This is a genomic window from Mesobacillus jeotgali (assembly GCF_031759225.1).
Taxonomy (GTDB): Bacteria; Bacillota; Bacilli; order Bacillales; family Cytobacillaceae; genus Mesobacillus; species Mesobacillus jeotgali_B.
In genome coordinates this window covers 781,701-800,367 of record NZ_CP134494.1, presented here as the reverse complement: position 1 = coordinate 800,367, position 18,667 = coordinate 781,701, and the positions used below count along the sequence as shown (strand labels likewise).

Below are 18,667 nucleotides of genomic sequence, written 5' to 3'. Positions count from 1 at the left end.
ATAGATGAGTGATTTTCAAACGAATTTAGAAAAATATGCAGACCTTGCTGTCAAGGTTGGCGTGAACATCCAGAAGGACCAGACGCTTGTTATCAATACAACGATCGATTCAGCTGAGTTTGTCCGTCTTGTTGTGAAAAAGGCGTACGAAGCCGGAGCTAAAAACGTTGTCGTCAACTGGAATGATGATGTTGTGAACAGGACAAAATATGACCTTGCACCAGATGAGGCCTTCACTGAGTACCCTGAATGGCGTGCGCGCGAAGTGGAAGAGCTTGCTGAAAACGGTGCAGCATTCATGTCCATCGTTTCTTCAAGTCCTGACCTGTTGAAGGGTGTGAAGTCTGAACGCATCGCGAATTTCCAGAAAGCTGCTGGAACAGCACTTTCAAAGTATCGCAAATACATACAATCCGATAAAGTAAGCTGGACAGTCATTGCCGCTCCTTCTGAAGGGTGGGCAAAAATGGTGTTCCCTGATGACACTGCTGAAACAGCTGTGCAGAAGCTTTGGGACGCGATTTTCAAGGCAGTCCGCGTGGATACTCCAGATCCAGTAGCTGCATGGAAAGAGCATGATTCTTCCCTTCATGAAAAGGTTGACTACCTGAATGGCAAGCGTTACAAAAAGCTTCACTACAAAGCACCTGGCACTGACCTAACAGTCGAGCTTCCTGAGAAGCATATCTGGGTTGGCGCTGGCAGCGTGAACGAGCAAGGCAATGAATTCATGGCCAATATGCCGACTGAGGAAGTATTCTCAGTACCATTGAAAACGGGCGTGAACGGTTATGTCTCAAGCACAAAGCCACTTAGCTACGGCGGAAACATCATCGACAATTTCAAGCTTACTTTCGAAAATGGAAAAATCGTCGGCGTTGAAGCTGAAGAAGGTGAAGAAATCCTGAAACAGCTCGTGGCGACTGATGAAGGTTCACACTATCTTGGTGAAGTTGCCCTGGTACCATTCAACTCGCCAATCTCTCAATCAAATGTACTTTTCTTCAACACACTGTTTGATGAAAACGCGTCAAACCACTTCGCTATCGGCAGTGCTTACGCATTCTGCGTTGAGGGCGGCAAGACGATGTCTTCAGAAGAATTGGCTGAAAACGGCCTGAACGAAAGCATCACGCACGTCGACTTCATGATCGGTTCCGATAAAATGGACATCGACGGCATCACAGCAGATGGAACAGCTGAGCCAGTGTTCCGCAATGGCGATTGGGCTTTGTAAGATTGGGTATTTAAGGCAGCAGCCGGACATTTTGTTCGGCTGCTTTTTTTTGCCGTGGTTTGAGAATATAGGGCAGAAGCTGAACTACTTCTGACAGCTTTTGCTCCTTCTCCCTCAAACCTGTCTGAACTTGGCTCTTCTTCTGACAGCTTTTACTCTCTTCACCTCAAACCTGTCAGAACTTGCCTCTATTTCTGACAGCTTTTGAACTTTTCCTCTTAAACCTGTCTTAATTCCTTCGTTTTCTTGACAGCTTTTCTGCATTTTCACCCAAACCTGTCTTAATTCCTTCGTTTTCTTGACAGCTTTCTGTATTTCCACCCAAACCTGTCACGATTCCTTCGTTTTCTTGACAGCTTTTCTACATTTTCACCCAAACCTGTCTTAATTCCTTCGTTTTCTTGACAGCTTTACTGCATTTCCACCCAAACCTGTCTTAATTCCTTCGTTTTCTTGACAGCTTTCTGTATTTCCACCCAAACCTGTCTTAGTTCTGGATTGTCATGCATGCATTTCAACTATTCTCTCCACTTGTACAATCCATTGCCTGCTCGTTGGGTTTCGGTACTACACTACGAGCATATTAAACAAAATATAAACTTCCGTTTTCCTTATGCGCCCTAATTCTGTGTGATATAATGAAGTTACTAAGCAATCATTACATATAACATTAGATATATTGTTAACCTATTCGTTTATCTGGGGGCGACGTCTTGATCCAATTACAAATTATTGTGACGGGTGAGGTTCAGGGTGTGGGGTATCGGTATTATACTCAAATGAAGGCAATCCAATTTGGCATTACGGGCTGGGTGAAGAATCTACCGGAGGGCGGCGTGGAAATCCTTGCTTCGGGTTCCAGGCCTGACCTTGAGAAGTTCACCGATGAAGTGCGAAGGGGCAATCCTTTCTCTACTGTTAACCATATCGAAGTGAACGAAACAGAGAAAACTGAAACCTATAAGTCATTTGCGATAAAATATTAGAAAGGCAGAGGTTCCTTCCTCTGCCTTTGTTGTTTAAGTTAAAAATCTATTATCGATCCATCAGGCTCTTTTAAAATAGCCTCCCTCATTTTCTTCAGCTGTTCTTCCTCGCTTGGATTCAATCCAAGTAGCGACAGAAGTCCGAGAGAATCCAAAAGCCCTTCTGTCCATTTTTCAAGCTGAGCTGTCAATGTGGTGTCTGTCGGGCATAATTCATCTAGCATTTTATTTTCGGCCAGTGCCTTATCGATCAGTTCAAGCGCCAATTCCTTTGTGATCTCGCCATTTACCGCCTCCAGTTTTTCGCACGCTGTTTTGGCTGTTTCATCCACAACTGCCTCCACTGGGTCGGTCACTTTTTTCGCAGTATCCGCCGTTTCCTTGACGACCTCCTTCACTGGTTCTGTCGCTTTCCCGACTGTTTTTTCAACAGGCGCAACCACCTTATCGACTGTATCCTTGAACGGTCCGGTGACTTTGACAACTGTGTCTTTAAGTGGATCTGTTACCTCTTTGAGCGGATCTGTCACCTTTCCGATTGTATCCTTGAGGGGATCAGTTACCTTTCCGATAGTTTTATCAAGTGGGTCGGTCACTTTGCCAATTGTGTCTTCAAGCGGATCTGTCACTTCCTCCAACAGGTCGTCGGCTGGATCCACGATCGTACCTATTGTATCTTCCACTTGATCACCTAGCTCTTCTTCCTCTGCACCTTCACATGTCAATGGTAGCTGGCCGCTGGTGATTTTATCGATTTCCGCCTTCATCTGGCTAAGGGGCATTGACCCTAGTTCCTGTAAAATTTCCAGGGTGCCTGGCTTCTTTACTCCCCCATTGCCATTCACTGTCTGCAACTTTAACTGATCGAGGCTGCTGTTAGCGGCATTCATTGAATGGGCGACCATTGTCATGCCTTCAAGAGCGGCATTCGGAATGATTTTTGCGGCGTGGACGCATGCTCCTTTAAATGAAATTGCACTTGCGTCGACCTGCATTCCTTTTATATGGACAGGGCCGCTAGCTTTCATTGTGAGACTAACTGTCCCGCCCGAAGTCTGGAACTGTTTTGTCAGCTTCATGCCGTAAATCTTTGCTGAATCGTAGGTGATCCGCAGCATTGGCCTGGAACTGGATCCGGATGTCTCACCAGTCACAAGCATTGCTTTCATATTTTCGCCAACAACCCTATCTGCCTGGATGATGAATCCGTCTGCATCATTGCCGGCTGCGTCTGCTTTTTCAAAAAAAGGGAAGAAGGACAAAGCTGCTAGCTGAAAGCACATCACTACTAAAAAGATCCGGTTCTTCATATCTTCTCCCCTTTACCCCGTTTTGGCTGGCTGCGCAGCGGTATCTGAGACTGGTGCTCCTGCCGACTCATCGGCAGGCACCATTCGCCATGCTGTCAGCAGGGCCCCGCCGATGATCCCGAAGATCGTCCCAAACAGGAAGCCGCCCAGTGCGCCGATGACCGAAAGAATGGATAAAAAGATAACGATGATACCCAGCGCTTTAGAGGCACTCGGCAAAAAGAAGGACATCAATCCCATCAGCGTGATCAGGCCGCCAAACAGCAAGCCGATGACGGCTACCGATCCTGGAAGAAAGGTGCTTAAATAAAGATTCAACGGCACCCATAAAATCATCAATCCGCTTAACACGCTCAAAATCGCTCCAAAGAAAGGCCGTGTGTGCCTCCACTTTTTAAAAACCATGCTTGTCACCTCGATTATTTCTTATCGATTTTTTCCACCGTCAATTTCATGCCAGCCATATTGATCGTTTCTTGGAATAAGTAATGTGTTTTCAATTTAGCATCTTCAAGGATAATGGTGCTTGATGTTTGCTGGAATTGCTTCGTCCAGTCCGTGCTGTTGTTTTCTGCAAGCGCAAGGTTTTGAAACTTGGCGTTCGCCTCAATCAAGCCGGCATCATGCTGCAGCCCGGAGATCTGTACAGGTTTCGATGCCTGGATTTTGACGCGGATCCACTCCCCTCCTACCTGAAAATCCTTGTATAATTGCAGATTGTCGATGGTCAATTTTTCAATAATATTCGTCCCCTGTGGCGTTGCGTCTGAGCTGCTCGTTTCACCAAGCTTAGGGTAGAATGTGTAGCCTTCTCCTTCAAGCTTATCGAATTCAACATAAAAGTCTCCTACACCGGCAATGGGTACCGCATATGCCACACCTGAAACACCGAATGAAACTAGCAAAATCCCAAGCGCAAGAAGTCCAGCTGCCAGTGCACCCCAAAAAACCTTTTTATTCGTCTTGCTTTCCATTACGACAGCTCCGGTCAAGAAAGCCACCTCCGTAAATTTTTTTAAAATTCAAAATTAACTCTTCCTTATTAACATATCCCCGAAAAATCAAGCCTACAACTCCGAAAAAAATCGTTAACAACGTGTTAACCCCGTTATATGTCGGGTTAAAAACGTTAACGGACAAAAATCAGAATTTCGAAGCGAATGGTATTTTACCAGAATCTGAGAGTGAGGTTGTCTGATGGAACATAAGATTGAGGATTTGGCCATTAGAGGATTGTTCCTTTTAAAAGAATGCGAGAAACCGTTTCTTAAAGAGTGGTTCCATTTAAAGAAAGACATGAAAGCCTGGCAAAACGATCTTGTCTCTGAATTTGAAAACATGATTGTTTATGGTTTCAATAACCTTTCACGGACCACATTTGACTCTACAAATGATTTCATTCAATTATTAGTCCTTAAGTGGCAGAAACGCCATCCCGAATTCGTTGATGATTTCGATGCTATCTTTCTGATCAGTGCAGTAGAAAACTTATTCCATAAAGTCTTAAAGAGAAGGAATGCCGGATTCCTCGAGCACCAGGCGGTACAGGTCTTTTTTACGAGAATCCTCGACAAGGTCCTGCGGACGCAGCAGCCGGAATACAAGGATGACAAATGGCTGAAGACGATGTTGAACCTTCGAGCTGTACCAAGTAATTGGCTTGCTGTCATCCGCAATGATAAAACACAGCACAAAGTAAACAAAGTCGTCTGTGCTGATGGTATTTCCGTTAACGAACAGCTGGTCACCATGTGCGAGGGCCTGCAAGCGCAGCAGCCAGCAGACCTGGCCACTGCGCTTTCGAGATTGTTGTCACCCGGTCAGGACCAGCCTCAAATCGTCACGATTCCCTGTCTGACTGAAACATTGTTAATTTGTGTGAAGGATAAAGCGGAGACCGTGACAGATGAGCAAAAAGAGACGCTTCGAAAAATGTATCTGAAACAGATGAAGCTGAACCACCTGGAAAGCGAGCTTGAGTGGAAGGATGCCACCCTTCTTTTCCAGCAGGTGCTGATCCAATCTCGAAGTGCCTCGGATGCTGTTAAAATGATTACCCAGGGCCTGGTTGATTATCTGCCCTTTTCACGCTGTGCTCTCTTCATCTATTCTCCTGGTGAGCATAGCGGGGTCGGCGTCCATGCCCATAATGTCCATACAGGCTCTGTGCAGCATATAAAGGAGAGCATCGCTGAATTTCCGCTGCTTACAAAATACTTAAAGCATTTCAGTCATTCCAAACCCATTTTCATTGAAGATGCGGCGGATATCTTGCCGGGAAAATACGTGCGCGATTACAGCCTGAAATCATTGGTTGTCCTCCCAATCTATGTGCCGGCTGAAAATAAACTGATTGGCCTGGCATTGCTTGACCGCGGAGAAAACACATCATTTACCGTCGACAATCAAACTCTGACAGCGCTTATCAAGTTCGGACAATATGGCGGTGAATTGTTGAACCAATACTATGAGGATGCTGTCCAGCTTTTCGGTGTCCAGCGTGCCGTCCTGACCATCCGTGAGCGTGAAGTGCTTAAACTGATTGCCGAAGGTGCTTCCATCAATGAAGCAGCCCAATCCCTGCATCTCAGTTCCTACACCGTCCGCGACTATATTTCAGCCATCATCCAGAAACTTGATGCGAAGAATAGGACCGACGCTGCGGTCAAAGCGTTGAAGATGAGGCTGATTCAGTAAAATCAAAGAGACTTTTTGGGCCTGTCACCACCTTGGTATCAGGCCCTATTGCTTTTTCCCTGACAATCTCGTAAAATATAAGGGATATCATTTTAGGGGGTACATAGTAAATGTGGAATGAGTTCAAGAAATTCGCCTTTAAAGGAAATGTGCTGGATCTCGCTGTCGGGGTCATCATCGGTGCTGCTTTTGGAAAAATTGTTTCCTCACTGGTTGATGACATTATCATGCCAATTGTGGGTGTGCTTTCATTTGGAGAGGATTTCTCAACACTTACTTACAAAACGATAAAATACGGCGCATTCGTCCAGTCTATTGTAGACTTTTTCATCACAGCCTTCGCCATCTTCATTTTCATCAGAATCATCAGCCGCTACCGAAAAAAAGAAGAGGCAAAGCCTGCAGCTCCTACACCTGATGTGAAAGAAGAGCTTTTAAAAGAAATTCGTGATCTTCTAAAGGAACAGAAACAAATCTAGTTTTCCTGGAATTGGATGAAATGCCAACTTTTTAATAAGTTTATTAAGTTTTCTATGATTTCTCGCGGGTATATGTATAGTGCAAGGCCAATACAAAACCTAGAAGGGACTGGTTAAAGTGCAAAACTTTACGGCGACTTCAGAAAATGTCATTGGCTTAGCACATGGAGGAAGATTTGCGTTGCTATCTCAAGGGACGCTGGTCTTGAATCGATGGACTTAATATCGATTGACCGCATTTTTTGAATAGCTCGAGCAGAACACTCCTCTAAGTTAGTCCGCAGGATTTAGCAAGGCCAATACTAGTAAGGAAGGGACTGGTTAAGTTGAAAGACTTCACGGCGACTTCGGAATACGTCATTGGCTATGCAAGCGGAGGAAGATTCGCGCTGCTGTCTCAAGGCACGCTGGTCTTAAATCGATACATTTAATATCGATTTACCCCAGAGCGCAAATTGAATAGCAACAACAGAATTACTCCTCCCATCGTCCGTATGTCGGACGCAAAAAAGGTGCAGGCCTAGTGGCCCGCACCTTTTTTGCGTCTATCAAGATTAATGCCACGGTATCAAAGTTCACAAGATTTCTACACAGAATCCTGTGAATGTGCCACGCAAGGTTTACTAGATTCCAGCTTCAGGGTATTGAATAACTATCTTTCACAAGGAGGTTTTTTTACATGGAAAAAGATCATATGATTCATAAAGATGGCGAAGTGGATACTAGCAAGGTGGATGAAACGCTTGATCGCATGGACACGCAGCAGGCGGATGAGATCCTTGGTGATTTCAATGAGTTCAGGAATTATCTTAGTAAACGCATCAAGCTTGGTAAAACAGCTGGCTTGAATGAAGAGCAGCTTGCGAAAACGGCGGAAAAGGTTGCAGATTACCTTGCGGAAAACGTCACACCGCGAAACAAAGAGGAACAGCTGCTGCAGGAGCTGTGGAAAGTTGGCACAAAAGAACAACAGCACGCACTTGCACATATGCTTGTGAAACTGGCTGAATAACAAAATCGCCCTTTCCCTGGGCGATTTTTTTCGTATTCTGAAAGCCGGGAAACTCGTTTCCAACGAACTTCATCCAAAGAATCTGTTTTTCTTTTTCACCTTCAGGATGTCTCCCATCCATCCCTTCATCTTCACATAATAATAGAGTGCAGCTGTTGAAGCGAATATCAATAGTCCCGCAAATAAATAGCCAAATTTCCATTCCAGTTCCGGCATGAATTTGAAGTTCATTCCCCATATCGCGCCCCAGGCGGTCACTGGCGTAAACAGGATTGTCATGACGGTCAGGGTTTTCATGATTTCGTTTCCACGATGTGTCGAGACAACTTCTTCAAGGTTGATCATTGTATCGATTGCCTGCTGGTATTCATCAAGCAGCATCCGAACCCGCTGCACTCGGGTTTCCACCCGGTTGAATTCGGTCTTCTTATGAATCTCTTTTCCATACGCTTCTTCAGCAACGTATTTCAATTCCACAATCGGAATGACCAGGTTTTTCCATACCAGAAGCTCATGTCGGTTTTCATAGATTCGCTCCAAAATCTGAAGGTTATTCTGCTCCTTCATTTCCCATAGTAAATCATGAAGTCTTTCTTCATAGGCATCAATCTTATGCAAATAGCTGGATAACAGGTTTCCCAGAAGAATGAAAAAGCCTTCAACTGCATTCTCAGCCTGATTCATTTGTTTGTGAACTCCAACCGGACTGACATCAAGAATTGAAAAATCAAAATCAACGGTTATAAAGAGCTCCTTGCCAATATAAAAATGAAAGATATTCTTCTCAGACTTATCCTCAATATCCTGCTGATAGATAAGAGATCCCCAAATGTACTCCTCTCCCCTAGTTTCTGTGTTAAGTTCAAGAAGATTGGCTTCTCGGTCCTTAATATTTTCAAGCCACTCTTCACAGGAAAAATCATTCGAGATTAGCTCTCTTATCTTCTTATCGTCTCCTCTTTCAAACTCATGCCACATCCACTTATGGTCATTAAATGTATGTTTCAATGGTCTCAGACCCTTTCATTTGTTTTATCAACTACTACTCTTCCCTATATCATCCCGCTTGAAACGACTCGTTGTAATACCTGGCAGACTTTCCATTTTAAAAATGTTTCTGAATTTTATTGAGCGGGTAAATAGGAATATAGACAAAAGCATAGAAAAAACTAAATTGGAGGGATCAATATGCAAGCAAAAGCAAAAAATGCTGTCATGCTGGGTGTCGGAGCAGCGGCACTATGGATGGCAATGAAACCAGAAAATAAAGCGAAACTTACTGAGATGGCTTCTCAGGTGAAAGAAAAAGTCATGCCATCCAAGCCAGATGTGATTCCGGTGCAAAAAGCTGGCAATCCTGACCCACTGGATGTTGAGGACAATAAAATGGTCAGCGAAGGCGCAATGTACGGAGTCAACTACTACAACGAGAACTTACAAGAACAACGATAAAAAGGTCCGGGGAAACAATCCCCGGTCTATTTTTGTTTAATTCACACCTCGTCGATCAATACTAGATACTGCGAGGGGGCTGGAGGTTATGGGTATTCTATTTGTTTTCATCTATCTGTTCATCGTTTTTACCGTGATTGAGATTAACACATCTATATTTGTTGCAACTGGTCTTGAGCGGAAAATCGCCCGGTTCCAGGTCATTTCCATGCTAACAGGGACAGGCTTCACCACTGGAGAATCCGAATTGATCATTGACCATCCTGTCAGGAGGAGACTGGGTGCATTTTTGATTCTGTTTGGAGCCTTCTCGCTTGCGGTGATCATTTCAGCCATCAGCAAACTGCTGGAGGATAATTTTTATACAATGGAAATCGCCTACGTTGCCGGTGGATCATTGGTTCTATTGCTAATATTAAGAGCGCCGACGGTTCAACACTTGATGTCCGGGAAAATGAAAAGTGAGTTAAAAGAAAACTATGATCTGGCAGATCTGCCAATCAGCGATGTCCTTCTTATGGACGAAGAAGATGAAGTCAGGGAAATCACGATAAATAAAGATTCACAGTTTACCGATAAGACATTCGAGCACATTGTGAAAAAAGAGGATGATATCATTCTTTTATTCATTAAAAGAGGCGAAATCAATATCCGCAACAAAGCATATGAAACAAAAATAGAGCCCGGTGATAAACTTGTCGTATACGGCAATAATCCACAGATTGAAGAGAAATTCAAAAATGCCTGACTGGTTGTTTTTATCAACCACGAGTCAGGCATTTGTTTTGAACGCGAAGTTCCGATATTCCTTCCTTGCACACTCCGTATGACAGCCATGAGCAGTTTTTACAAAGAACATCAAGGTCATCAGGCTCGACCTTTTCGGCAGTCCACTTGACCAGCTGGGATTTCAAATATCGTTCTCCCGGCACAAGCCCCAGATGACGAATGACATTCCCATCCATCGTCAGTACATGTTCATTCGAACCCTCACTCGCCTCACAAATTTCAAGACCCCTATGCGGACAGGACATGCATGCATCATCGAACGCAGCAACCACTTTTATGTAAAAGTCCTGCTCAGGGTCACGAATATCCTTTACGATACTTTCCATCTTCTTCACAAACTCCGGACTATAGCCCATCCCCCTGAAACCATGCACGCAGAGGAGATGGTGCCCGCGCAAAACTTTTTCCACACCATCACTCCTGAAAAATATTATCTGTTTATTTAATTCTGCAAAAGTCCTTGTTTTCCTCTTAGTATCGCGAATCTTTGATTGTGCTCTTAGCTATCCAGGTGATGCCGATTTTCTTGCAAATCGTCAGGTAATGAAGCAGCAGGATCACCATGCTGCCAGTATTCATGCCGACGATGACTCCTTCCATCCCCCATTCCGGCCGTGAACCGACGAGGTAGATCAAGGAAAAGGTGACAACCGTTGCATAGACAGAATGGATAAAGGCGTCTTTCACCAATCCGAGGCCGATTAAATAGGCCTGCATCGGGATGGTGAAGTAATGGAATAGGAAATATGGCGCCAGCAGCTGCAAAAAGACCGCCGCTTGTTTTGAATGGAAAAAGGTCATCGTCAATGGCTCGGCCAAAAAGTAAAAGGCAGTAACCGCAGGCAATCCATAAAGCAATGTCAAAAGCATCACCTGCTGCAGCAATTTTTGCAGCTTGAAAAACTCTTTATCCGCATAGGCCTTTGATACAGTCGGTATCAGGATGATCAGGAACGAATGAGCAATGAATGCCGGGAAGAATCCAATCGTCATCGCGATTCCCGCCATCATTCCGAATTGTTCTGTCGCCATCTCAGAAGATAACCCTGCACTGACAATCGCGAATTTTATCAAAAATGGCTGGACGGCATGCGTCAGCGAATGAAAGATCCTCAATCCGGTCGTCGGCACGGAGACTTCCACCAGACTCTTCCTTACCTCTCGCCCGCTTATATGCTTACCCGGAACACGTTTGATGCTCTGATAGGACATAATGAAGTAGTGTAATAGATATAGGAAGACGACGAGTTCACTGCCTGCCAGTGTACAGAAAGCAACAAGGAGAGCCGTTTCGCTTCCAAACTCAAAAAACTGAAAAAGAGCTGAAAGCAGTATGAGCTGGACAGCTCTTCTCACGAAATGGGATATCGCGATTTTCCCCATATCCTGTTTTCCCATGAAAAATCCCCTGGCGATCGCGGTGATTGTCATCACCGGAATAAGCGACAGCACGACCCATTTGAGCAAAGGGTGATAATCTTTGAAAACCGGAATGATTGGAAGCACAATGGCTGCAGCAATCAGTAAAACCGTAGTGAATACCACCGCCAGCCTGATGGCATGGCTGATCATGCTCCGATGGTACGACTCATCCTTCTCTGCGATCATCTTGGAAATCGACACCGGCAGCTCAAAGCTCGCAAGCATCATGATCAGGAAAATGGTCGGCAATATCGTCATGTAATGCCCCATCCCGCTTTCCCCGAGCTCCCTTGCCAGAATCATATTGACGAGGAACTCCACCACCTCTCCAAGAAAAGTAGCAACCACGAGGATTGACATCCCTTTTAAAAAAGTATTCATAGCTTCTCTCCCAATTCGCCTCATTTACTCCTATAAACATATGAGACAAGTCCGGACAATATGTAAGGGGAAATTTTGAGGGGTATATGTGAGGGTTTTTCGAGGAGTTTGGGAGTTTCCGAGGGTGGAATTAGATTTTAATGAGGAAGTTGCGAATTTATAGCTATATTTAGTTATGTATAGCGGGATTATCATTTATATAGCGTTATCGCTGTATAGCGGGATTTTCAGGTTTTATAGTGGATTTTTAATTGTTGTCTAGAGGGATTATCTTTTTATAGCGAGTTTTCCATTTTTATAGCGAATTGCTCACTTTTATAGCGATTTTCATATTTTTATAGCGAATTGGAAAATCCGGCGTGTTTTTCCCAGTAAAATAAAGGAAGAACTGCCTAATAAGCAGTTCTTCAACTTAATGTTATGATATTTCCTCAAGCTTGGAATACAGCTGGTTTCGTTTTGACTCTAGAGCTTCTTTTTCGGCATGGAGCTCCTGTAGCAGTGCGAGGTCGGTCATTGCGGACATCTGCTGATCAAGCGCGGCAATGGATTGTTCATGAATTTCGATTTCCTCGAACAGTGCTTCCTCGTTGGTATCAGCCACAGGTTCTTTGACTTTTTCCTGCCGAATTGCAGGAGGTTTTACAGGTTGAGGAGCCGCAGTCTCGTAATGCTTCCGTTTCTCGGCCATCTTCACTCTGGCACGGTCGTAATTTCCTTCGATTTCTGTCAGATCTCCACCCTCCAGCCAGTAAATCTTGTCAAACAGCTTATTCAAGAAATAGCGGTCATGCGAGACAGCCAGGAGCGTGCCCTCGAAACCATCCAGCGCACTCTCCAGTACTTCGCGTGAATCGATATCGAGATGGTTCGTCGGCTCATCAAGAATCAGGAAGTTGAGATCCTGGTGCATCAGCTGGGCAAGTCGCAGCCTCATTCGTTCGCCCCCGCTCAGCTGGGTAACTTTTTTGAAAACAGATGGGCCATAGAACAGGAATCCTGCTAGAACATTCCTGGCCTCTCCCTCATTCATGACCACCTCGTTCCGGAATGCATCAAGCACTGTCCCATCCTGGCTGGATAGCTCCATATGCTGCGAGAGGTACCCAATTTTGACATTGCTTCCGGTACGGACCTCTCCTTGGTCAGGCGTAAAGCCACCCTGGATGAACTTCAGCAAAGTCGTCTTGCCTGATCCATTTTCACCGACAATGGCTGCTCGATCCTGATATTGAAGCTGGAGATTGACCTTGGAGAACAGCTCTCTACCGCCAAATGATTTCTGAACATCCTTGAAGACCAGCACATCTTTACCGCTGCGAGCTCCTGTTTCCAGTTCGAAATTCATTTTCTTCCTGTTTAAAATCGGACGGTCGAGCTTTTCCATCCTGGCAAGCGCCCTCTCCATGTTCGTGGCCCTTTTATGGAGGGCCGCACTTGGCGGGTTCGCTCTATTCGCCCAGTCACGCAGACGCTTGATTGCCTCTTTCATTTTCTTGATTTTGCGTTGCTGTTCCTCAAACGCCTGGAATTCACGCAGCAATTTGGCCTCTTTTTCCTTGATGAAACCTGAGTAATTGGCATGGTAAAGATCAATCTCGCCATCCTCCAGGTCGAGGATTTTCGTCGCCGTTTCGTCGAGGAAATAGCGGTCATGCGAGATAATCACAACGGTACCATCGTACTCTTTCAAAAACTCTGCCAGCCATTCTGCTGCCATAATATCAAGGTGGTTGGTCGGCTCATCAAGGAGCAGCAAATCCGGATTCCTCAATAAACTCAATCCCAGACCTACCTTCGTTTTCTCGCCGCCGCTAAGGCTGTTAAAATTCGAGTCAAGCATGCCCTCTATGTTCAAGCCATTGGCTATGCGATCAATATTCGCCTCCATTTCATAACCGCCTCCGAGAGAAAATTTCTCCTGGAGAACACCGTATTTGGATAGCAATTTTTCAAGCTGACGCGGATCTTCACCCGCTGCTGCCATCTCATTTTCAAGCTGCTTCATCTCACCCTGAACATCCAGCAGCTCGTCAAAGGCCGTTTGCAAAACATCCCTGGCGGTCATCCTCTCATCATAATTCGGAATCTGCGCAAGGTAACCGATTTTCAAACCCTTTTTCCAGTGAATCTTTCCTTGGTCTGCTTCCTCCATGCCGGCAATCAGCTTCAATAACGTTGTCTTGCCGCATCCATTCGGGCCGACCAGGCCAACCCTGTCTTTCTCGTTTATTTCAAAGGACAAATCTTCAAAAATCAGATTGCCTCCGTACATTTTGCTTATATGGTTAATGCTGCATGCTATCATTATTATTTCCTCCTATTATCGATCCCCCTTTTCAGCTAATGCACCCCGGTTGTTTTTTAACACAAAAAAGCCAGGGGCAGATGGCTCTGCTCCTGGCTCGCGCAACTTACATGAATACAAAAGGAGGGCAAATAGCCCTCCCCATTCACCGTAGCTTGCAATTAAGCGGGAAAAGAGATGATCCTACCGTTTGTATTTGATATTGAGCTGTTAAAAAAGGGCATACGTGTCCCGTTGGCAGCTGCAACAGCAAATTTTGCACGACAAAAATAAAGGAATTCATTCCAAAATCCGCGTACAAAAACAGTCTTGATCATCTCTTCTCACCTCCGTTCAATAATAGTTAGTTTTATTTTACAATTACCACTATATTTTAGCAAGTTTTTCCTGTTCCAATAATTTATATCTGTTAATCAAACATTTGATTGAATCCTCTTCAGTACCGCCACAATGGGCTTTTCTCAATTTTTCCCATACTAATAATCTTGCGGATAAAGCGTTTAAGCAGGCTTGACCCGCGGGTAATGGATAACTAACGAAGGAGTGGGTGGCAATGCTTAGACAGTTGGAACTTTCAGATTACCAGCTCTGGATGTGTAAAAAGATAAAGGAAAAGTTAGCTGAAAAGCATGACTATATAAATAGCGCTTCCCATTATCCAAATGAGTTTGAAGAACGGGAAGTCATATCCATAGCGTTAAGCGAAATGCTTATGAAATTAGATGTAATCGACAAAAAAGCGAATTAGTTTGCCGGGGGCCATTGGCCTCTTTTTTGCTTTTATGAATCAAACTGAATCCTTACTTCTCAACTCCGAAAGAATCTCAGTCAATAATGCTTCCTGTCGTTTCGTGCTCGTCACAAGCATGACAAATAGTACAATAAGAACGATTGGCAAACCAATTGATAGCAAAATACCAACCAATCCAAACAATCCAAAAAACGGCTCCATGCAGAAAACCTCCCCCTTTTATTTTACAATTGAATGCCTGAAAGCATAAATGACCGCCTGGGTGCGGTCCTGCACCTGCAGCTTGCTTAAAATATTGCTGACATGTGTTTTCACCGTCTTCAGGGCGATGAAAAGTTCATCGGCGATTTCCTGGTTTGTCTTTCCTTCGGCAATCAGCTTCAATACTTCCATCTCGCGCTCTGTCAGCTCTTCGTGCAGCTCGACGTTATTCTTCTGGCGCATTTTCATCATCATCTTGCCTGTCACTTCCGGTTCAAGCACTGGCTGACCAGAGTATGTAACCCTTACCGCATCGGCTATCTCACTGGCTTTCGATGTTTTCAGCATATAACTCGTCGCCCCGGCTTCAAGCGCTGGGTATACCTTTTCATCATCAAGGAAGCTTGTGACAATGATGATTTTCGCTTCGGGCCATTGCTCGATGATCTGCCTTGTCGCCTCTATTCCGTCCATTTCCTTCATGACCAGATCCATGAGGATGATATCTGGCCGCAGCTCAAGCGCCATCTCGACACCCTTCTTCCCGTTATCCGCCTCGCCGATCACTTCTATATCCGGCTGGGCTGATAAATAAGAAGAAACTCCAATCCGCACCATTTCATGGTCATCCACAAATACAACTTTAATCATTCTTCTCACCCGCCACCATTAAAATTGGAACCTTAACCTCAAGCCTGGTCCCTTTATTTTCTACACTGACAATCTTCAATGTCCCGCCGATTTCCCCGGCACGTTCGTGCATATTCTGGAGGCCATATGATCCTGCTTTTGCTTCTTCTACGTTAAAACCAATACCATCATCGACAACACGCATGATCACTTTATCATCGCGCTTGATCAACAATACTTCCAATTCTTCTGCCTTACCATGGCGAAGCGTGTTCGAGACAGACTCCTGGAGGATGCGGAATAGATGGTCCTCGACTCCTTTATCCAATGGGAACGGCTCCACCTTCCATTTGATATTCATGGTGACTTTCTGTCTTAATTCGATTAATAGTTCCTCGATTCCTTCCTGCAGGCTTTTCCCTTTCAAGGCAACTGGCCTCAGGTGCAGCAGGAGCGCCCTCATTTCGAGCTGCGATTGATGGATCATTTCCTCGACCATTTTCAGCTGCTTTGTCTCCCGCTCATTTTCGGAAGGTGCCTTCGTTTCATTGATCGCCGACATCAGCATCGATGCAGCAAAAAGCTGCTGGCTGACAGAATCATGCAGTTCGCGCGCCAGCCTGTTACGCTCCTGCGAAATGATTTCCTGGATCCGCGACTCTTGTTCTTCAGCCTTTTCAGTCGCCAGGCGCTGTGACAGCATCGCTTTTTCAGAAATTTGCTTATATAGCTTGCTGACCCTTTTAGAAATCGAGGAGATTTCCGCGTATGCCTGGTTGAGTTCAATTTCCGGATCCTGTCCTTCCTCAAGCTGAAAAAGCCAGTTGTCGACCGTTTTGAACTGTTTTCGCCAGTACGTCCCTGACGCCATGCCAAAAGCGACTCCCAACACGACGCTAATGCTGAAGGTAAAAATGATGAACGGAATATCCATCAATTCCCGGTTCCACAAATCAGAAAGCTTTGCGACCGGAAAAACTAGCACAAAAGACAAAGTCACAGCAATGAACAGAATGATCCCTAGGGTCAATCCCCATAAAATCTGGCGCATGGCAGTCGTCATATGCGTTTCACCTCGATATTACCAACAAGCATCGAGGTGAAAATTTTCACTTTCTGCTCTGCCTCATCATAGCCTGGAGTCTGTACATACAGGCTTTGGTTCAGCATCCTTCCTTCCTCATGCTCAAACACTTCCGCAGAACCGATCACAGACGAATGCCGGAGGGTTACTTCCAAATCATATGGCACATACACTTTTACAGTGCCAATGACATTGCGGATGAAAATGACGGTTTCTCCCTTTGGCAGCACTGTCAGGCTCAGGTCGATCACACTATCGCCAATCCCCGTCTGGATATTGACATCATTCCACTCATAAACATGTGAGGGCGTTTCCTGATGCCCAAACAAACGATTCTTGAAAAGAGGAGGCTTTTCGATCAGCATTTCCTTCCTGGTTTCTATTTCAGGCTCCTGTAAAACTGGCGTGATCACTTCTGGCTTCTTTTTCGACTGTGCGAATTGATAGGCAAGATAGATCAGCACGGCCAATAAGAAGAATCTGAACGTCATCATGCTGAAGACACTGCTCAGGAAAAAGAACAAACCTGCCCAGAACAGCACCTTTCCTGACTTTTTCGGCATTAAAGAGCGGCCGAAGTAAATCATCGCCCCGCTTGCGAGAAGGGAGAAAATCAGTCCTTCGTTAAAAAATGAAACTTCGAGCAATAGCAATATGAGTCCTGTAATCACAATCCAGCTGATATAATCACTTTTCATGTTGTTCAACATGCTGTTTCCTCCCTTCCTCTAGCTTTTTTTAAAATTGGAATACTTGATAGAGGATTATTATTATGAAGTCTTTTCGAGGTGATATTCCAAAAGGCGCAGCTGCCTGCGCCTCTATAGAATACCATGTTTTGCCTATTGAATAGTATGTGTTTCTTTATTTTTGAACTCTTTTTCGAGCTGGGCAATCCTGCTGTCGATTGTATTGCGGTTGTAGGTGCTGTTCACTTTCTCCTCCAGCTGGTCAAGATATGTTTCCATTTCTGTAAACCTTGAATAGGATTTATCAGAGTAAGCACCGTTATCCAGCACTTGATCCATTCTATGGTGAGCCCTTGTTACATTTTCACGGCCCATCAATTCAAGACGGCGGATGTGCATATCTTTTAACTTATGCTTCATCTCTTCATACTTCCGCTCTAACTCGAGCTGCTGTTTGATAGCATTTTCCATGGCTTCCTTCAGTCTGGCTGAACGCTCCTCATACTGTGCCTGCTCCTGCTGTGCAAACTCCTGGAGTTCATTTTCACCAGCTCTCATTGCCACCTCTGCTTGATACTTCCTTTTTTCAGCCATCTCAAGCGCTTGCTGATGTTCGCGGGCAAACTGTTCCTTCAACTGTCCCTGGCGCTCAAGCAGCTTTCTGACCTTTTCTGTTACGCTTTCACATTCACGAAGATATTGATTCAAAAGCGCGATTGGATTTTTCTTTTCCTTCTGGTCAAGTGCCTCGTGAAGATCTGCCATTACCGTGTTTTTGATTCTTGTTAATAGATTTGCCATTAGAAATCTCTCCTTTTAACTTAAATTATTTGTTATTCAATTGTGCCCACTGCTTTTCGAAGTTGACGAAAGGATCGTTGTCTTCGCGGATCACATCTTCTTTTTTATCCCAGTTCTTGTAAACAAGGTACAGGACATAAGCAGCTGCGATTCCAAGGATGGCCGGTACGTTAGAAGCCGTCGCCATCAGGATGATGAAGCCGGCAATTCCCCAGCCGATCTTTGCGGCAGTTGAATCTGTCTTTAAAAATTGTTTGACGACGAAGTAGAGCACCAGCAAGCTGACCCCAAGTCCGACAAGCGGGCCAAGGTTTGATATCAGCACCATGGCAGCAATGAAACCGGCAACCAGTAAACCAAATTTTTTCATGTTCAATTCCTCCTTATCTCTTATGATTACATCTTACCTTTCTGACAAAAATTCAATAACGTGCCTGA

At 44.8% G+C, this 18,667-nt stretch carries 23 protein-coding genes; 8 read left to right on the top strand and 15 right to left on the bottom strand.

The annotated features are described in order from the left end of the window. Positions 1–4 precede the first annotated feature (4 nt). Positions 5–1,237 (top strand): aminopeptidase, encoded by a 1,233-nt coding sequence (locus RH061_RS04030; RefSeq protein WP_311074125.1) that lies wholly within the window; start codon positions 5–7, stop codon positions 1,235–1,237. 114 nt (positions 1,238–1,351) lie between these two features. On the opposite strand, the gene RH061_RS04025 is transcribed toward RH061_RS04030, so the two are convergent. Further along, complete coding sequence (locus RH061_RS04025) at positions 1,352–1,558, bottom strand: lipocalin/fatty acid-binding family protein (RefSeq protein WP_311074124.1); 207 nt, start codon at positions 1,556–1,558, stop codon at positions 1,352–1,354. Between the two features lie 392 nt (positions 1,559–1,950). Between RH061_RS04025 and RH061_RS04020 the strand changes: the two genes are divergently transcribed. Continuing rightward, positions 1,951–2,223 carry an acylphosphatase gene (locus RH061_RS04020; RefSeq protein ID WP_167833894.1) on the top strand — a complete coding sequence of 91 codons (273 nt, stop codon included), beginning with the start codon at positions 1,951–1,953 and terminating at the stop codon, positions 2,221–2,223. A gap of 38 nt (positions 2,224–2,261) precedes the next feature. Here RH061_RS04020 and RH061_RS04015 read toward each other — a convergent pair whose 3' ends face one another. Genes RH061_RS04015 through RH061_RS04005 form a run of 3 tightly spaced genes read right to left on the bottom strand, consistent with a single transcriptional unit; the run spans position 2,262 to position 4,525 of the window. Then, positions 2,262–3,533, bottom strand: coding sequence for a hypothetical protein (locus tag RH061_RS04015; protein WP_311074121.1), 1,272 nt, complete (start codon positions 3,531–3,533; stop codon positions 2,262–2,264). 12 nt (positions 3,534–3,545) lie between these two features. Further along, positions 3,546–3,938: a DUF6114 domain-containing protein gene (locus tag RH061_RS04010; RefSeq protein ID WP_311074120.1), complete on the bottom strand. Its 393-nt coding sequence runs from the start codon at positions 3,936–3,938 to the stop codon at positions 3,546–3,548. Positions 3,939–3,952: 14 nt separating this feature from the next. After that, entirely contained in the window at positions 3,953–4,525 is a 573-nt protein-coding gene (locus RH061_RS04005; RefSeq protein WP_311074118.1) for a DUF6230 family protein, read from the bottom strand. Positions 4,526–4,730: 205 nt separating this feature from the next. Between RH061_RS04005 and RH061_RS04000 the strand changes: the two genes are divergently transcribed. From RH061_RS04000 to RH061_RS03990, 3 genes are all read left to right on the top strand, one after another. Further along, entirely contained in the window at positions 4,731–6,230 is a 1,500-nt protein-coding gene (locus tag RH061_RS04000) for a LuxR C-terminal-related transcriptional regulator (RefSeq protein ID WP_311074116.1), read from the top strand. Positions 6,231–6,340: 110 nt separating this feature from the next. Continuing rightward, the gene (mscL, locus tag RH061_RS03995; protein WP_311074114.1) at positions 6,341–6,709 is read left to right on the top strand and encodes a large-conductance mechanosensitive channel protein MscL; all 369 of its coding nucleotides are present in this window, start codon (positions 6,341–6,343) and stop codon (positions 6,707–6,709) included. 679 nt (positions 6,710–7,388) lie between these two features. Beyond that, positions 7,389–7,721 (top strand): DUF3243 domain-containing protein, encoded by a 333-nt coding sequence (locus RH061_RS03990; RefSeq protein WP_311074112.1) that lies wholly within the window; start codon positions 7,389–7,391, stop codon positions 7,719–7,721. A 69-nt stretch (positions 7,722–7,790) separates the two neighbouring features. Here the strand turns inward: RH061_RS03990 and RH061_RS03985 are convergent, their stop codons facing one another. Then, complete coding sequence (locus RH061_RS03985) at positions 7,791–8,729, bottom strand: magnesium transporter CorA family protein (RefSeq protein ID WP_311074110.1); 939 nt, start codon at positions 8,727–8,729, stop codon at positions 7,791–7,793. 180 nt (positions 8,730–8,909) lie between these two features. Between RH061_RS03985 and RH061_RS03980 the strand changes: the two genes are divergently transcribed. Continuing rightward, positions 8,910–9,173 (top strand): hypothetical protein, encoded by a 264-nt coding sequence (locus RH061_RS03980; RefSeq protein WP_311074108.1) that lies wholly within the window; start codon positions 8,910–8,912, stop codon positions 9,171–9,173. Positions 9,174–9,261: 88 nt separating this feature from the next. Next, positions 9,262–9,921, top strand: a complete 660-nt coding sequence (locus tag RH061_RS03975; protein ID WP_311074107.1) for a TrkA C-terminal domain-containing protein — start codon at positions 9,262–9,264, stop codon at positions 9,919–9,921. A gap of 13 nt (positions 9,922–9,934) precedes the next feature. Here RH061_RS03975 and RH061_RS03970 read toward each other — a convergent pair whose 3' ends face one another. From RH061_RS03970 to RH061_RS03955, 4 genes are all read right to left on the bottom strand, one after another. Beyond that, positions 9,935–10,318 carry a DUF1284 domain-containing protein gene (locus RH061_RS03970; protein ID WP_396654883.1) on the bottom strand — a complete coding sequence of 128 codons (384 nt, stop codon included), beginning with the start codon at positions 10,316–10,318 and terminating at the stop codon, positions 9,935–9,937. 115 nt (positions 10,319–10,433) lie between these two features. Further along, positions 10,434–11,765, bottom strand: coding sequence for a polysaccharide biosynthesis protein (locus RH061_RS03965; protein ID WP_311074104.1), 1,332 nt, complete (start codon positions 11,763–11,765; stop codon positions 10,434–10,436). A gap of 418 nt (positions 11,766–12,183) precedes the next feature. Continuing rightward, positions 12,184–14,073, bottom strand: coding sequence for a ribosomal protection-like ABC-F family protein (gene abc-f / locus RH061_RS03960; RefSeq protein WP_311074103.1), 1,890 nt, complete (start codon positions 14,071–14,073; stop codon positions 12,184–12,186). A 161-nt stretch (positions 14,074–14,234) separates the two neighbouring features. Beyond that, a complete protein-coding gene (locus RH061_RS03955) occupies positions 14,235–14,390 on the bottom strand; it encodes an RAxF-45 family protein (protein WP_311074102.1) in 156 nt (51 codons plus the stop codon). A 236-nt stretch (positions 14,391–14,626) separates the two neighbouring features. Between RH061_RS03955 and RH061_RS03950 the strand changes: the two genes are divergently transcribed. Continuing rightward, positions 14,627–14,821 (top strand): hypothetical protein, encoded by a 195-nt coding sequence (locus RH061_RS03950; RefSeq protein ID WP_311074101.1) that lies wholly within the window; start codon positions 14,627–14,629, stop codon positions 14,819–14,821. Positions 14,822–14,860: 39 nt separating this feature from the next. Here the strand turns inward: RH061_RS03950 and RH061_RS03945 are convergent, their stop codons facing one another. The 6 genes from RH061_RS03945 to RH061_RS03920 form a co-directional block, all read right to left on the bottom strand. Beyond that, positions 14,861–15,025: a hypothetical protein gene (locus RH061_RS03945; RefSeq protein WP_311074099.1), complete on the bottom strand. Its 165-nt coding sequence runs from the start codon at positions 15,023–15,025 to the stop codon at positions 14,861–14,863. 18 nt (positions 15,026–15,043) lie between these two features. Beyond that, on the bottom strand, positions 15,044–15,676 hold the full coding sequence (locus tag RH061_RS03940; RefSeq protein ID WP_311074098.1) for a response regulator transcription factor: 633 nt from the start codon (positions 15,674–15,676) through the stop codon (positions 15,044–15,046). Continuing rightward, positions 15,669–16,718 (bottom strand): sensor histidine kinase, encoded by a 1,050-nt coding sequence (locus tag RH061_RS03935; RefSeq protein WP_311074096.1) that lies wholly within the window; start codon positions 16,716–16,718, stop codon positions 15,669–15,671. The genes RH061_RS03940 and RH061_RS03935 overlap by 8 nt, the downstream gene beginning before the upstream one ends. Continuing rightward, positions 16,715–17,449: a cell wall-active antibiotics response protein LiaF gene (gene liaF / locus RH061_RS03930; RefSeq protein WP_311074094.1), complete on the bottom strand. Its 735-nt coding sequence runs from the start codon at positions 17,447–17,449 to the stop codon at positions 16,715–16,717. The genes RH061_RS03935 and liaF overlap by 4 nt, the downstream gene beginning before the upstream one ends. Before the next feature lie 132 nt (positions 17,450–17,581). Beyond that, entirely contained in the window at positions 17,582–18,229 is a 648-nt protein-coding gene (locus RH061_RS03925) for a PspA/IM30 family protein (RefSeq protein WP_311074092.1), read from the bottom strand. 25 nt (positions 18,230–18,254) lie between these two features. After that, positions 18,255–18,599: a lmo0954 family membrane protein gene (locus RH061_RS03920; RefSeq protein WP_192469663.1), complete on the bottom strand. Its 345-nt coding sequence runs from the start codon at positions 18,597–18,599 to the stop codon at positions 18,255–18,257. Positions 18,600–18,667: the final 68 nt, after the last annotated feature.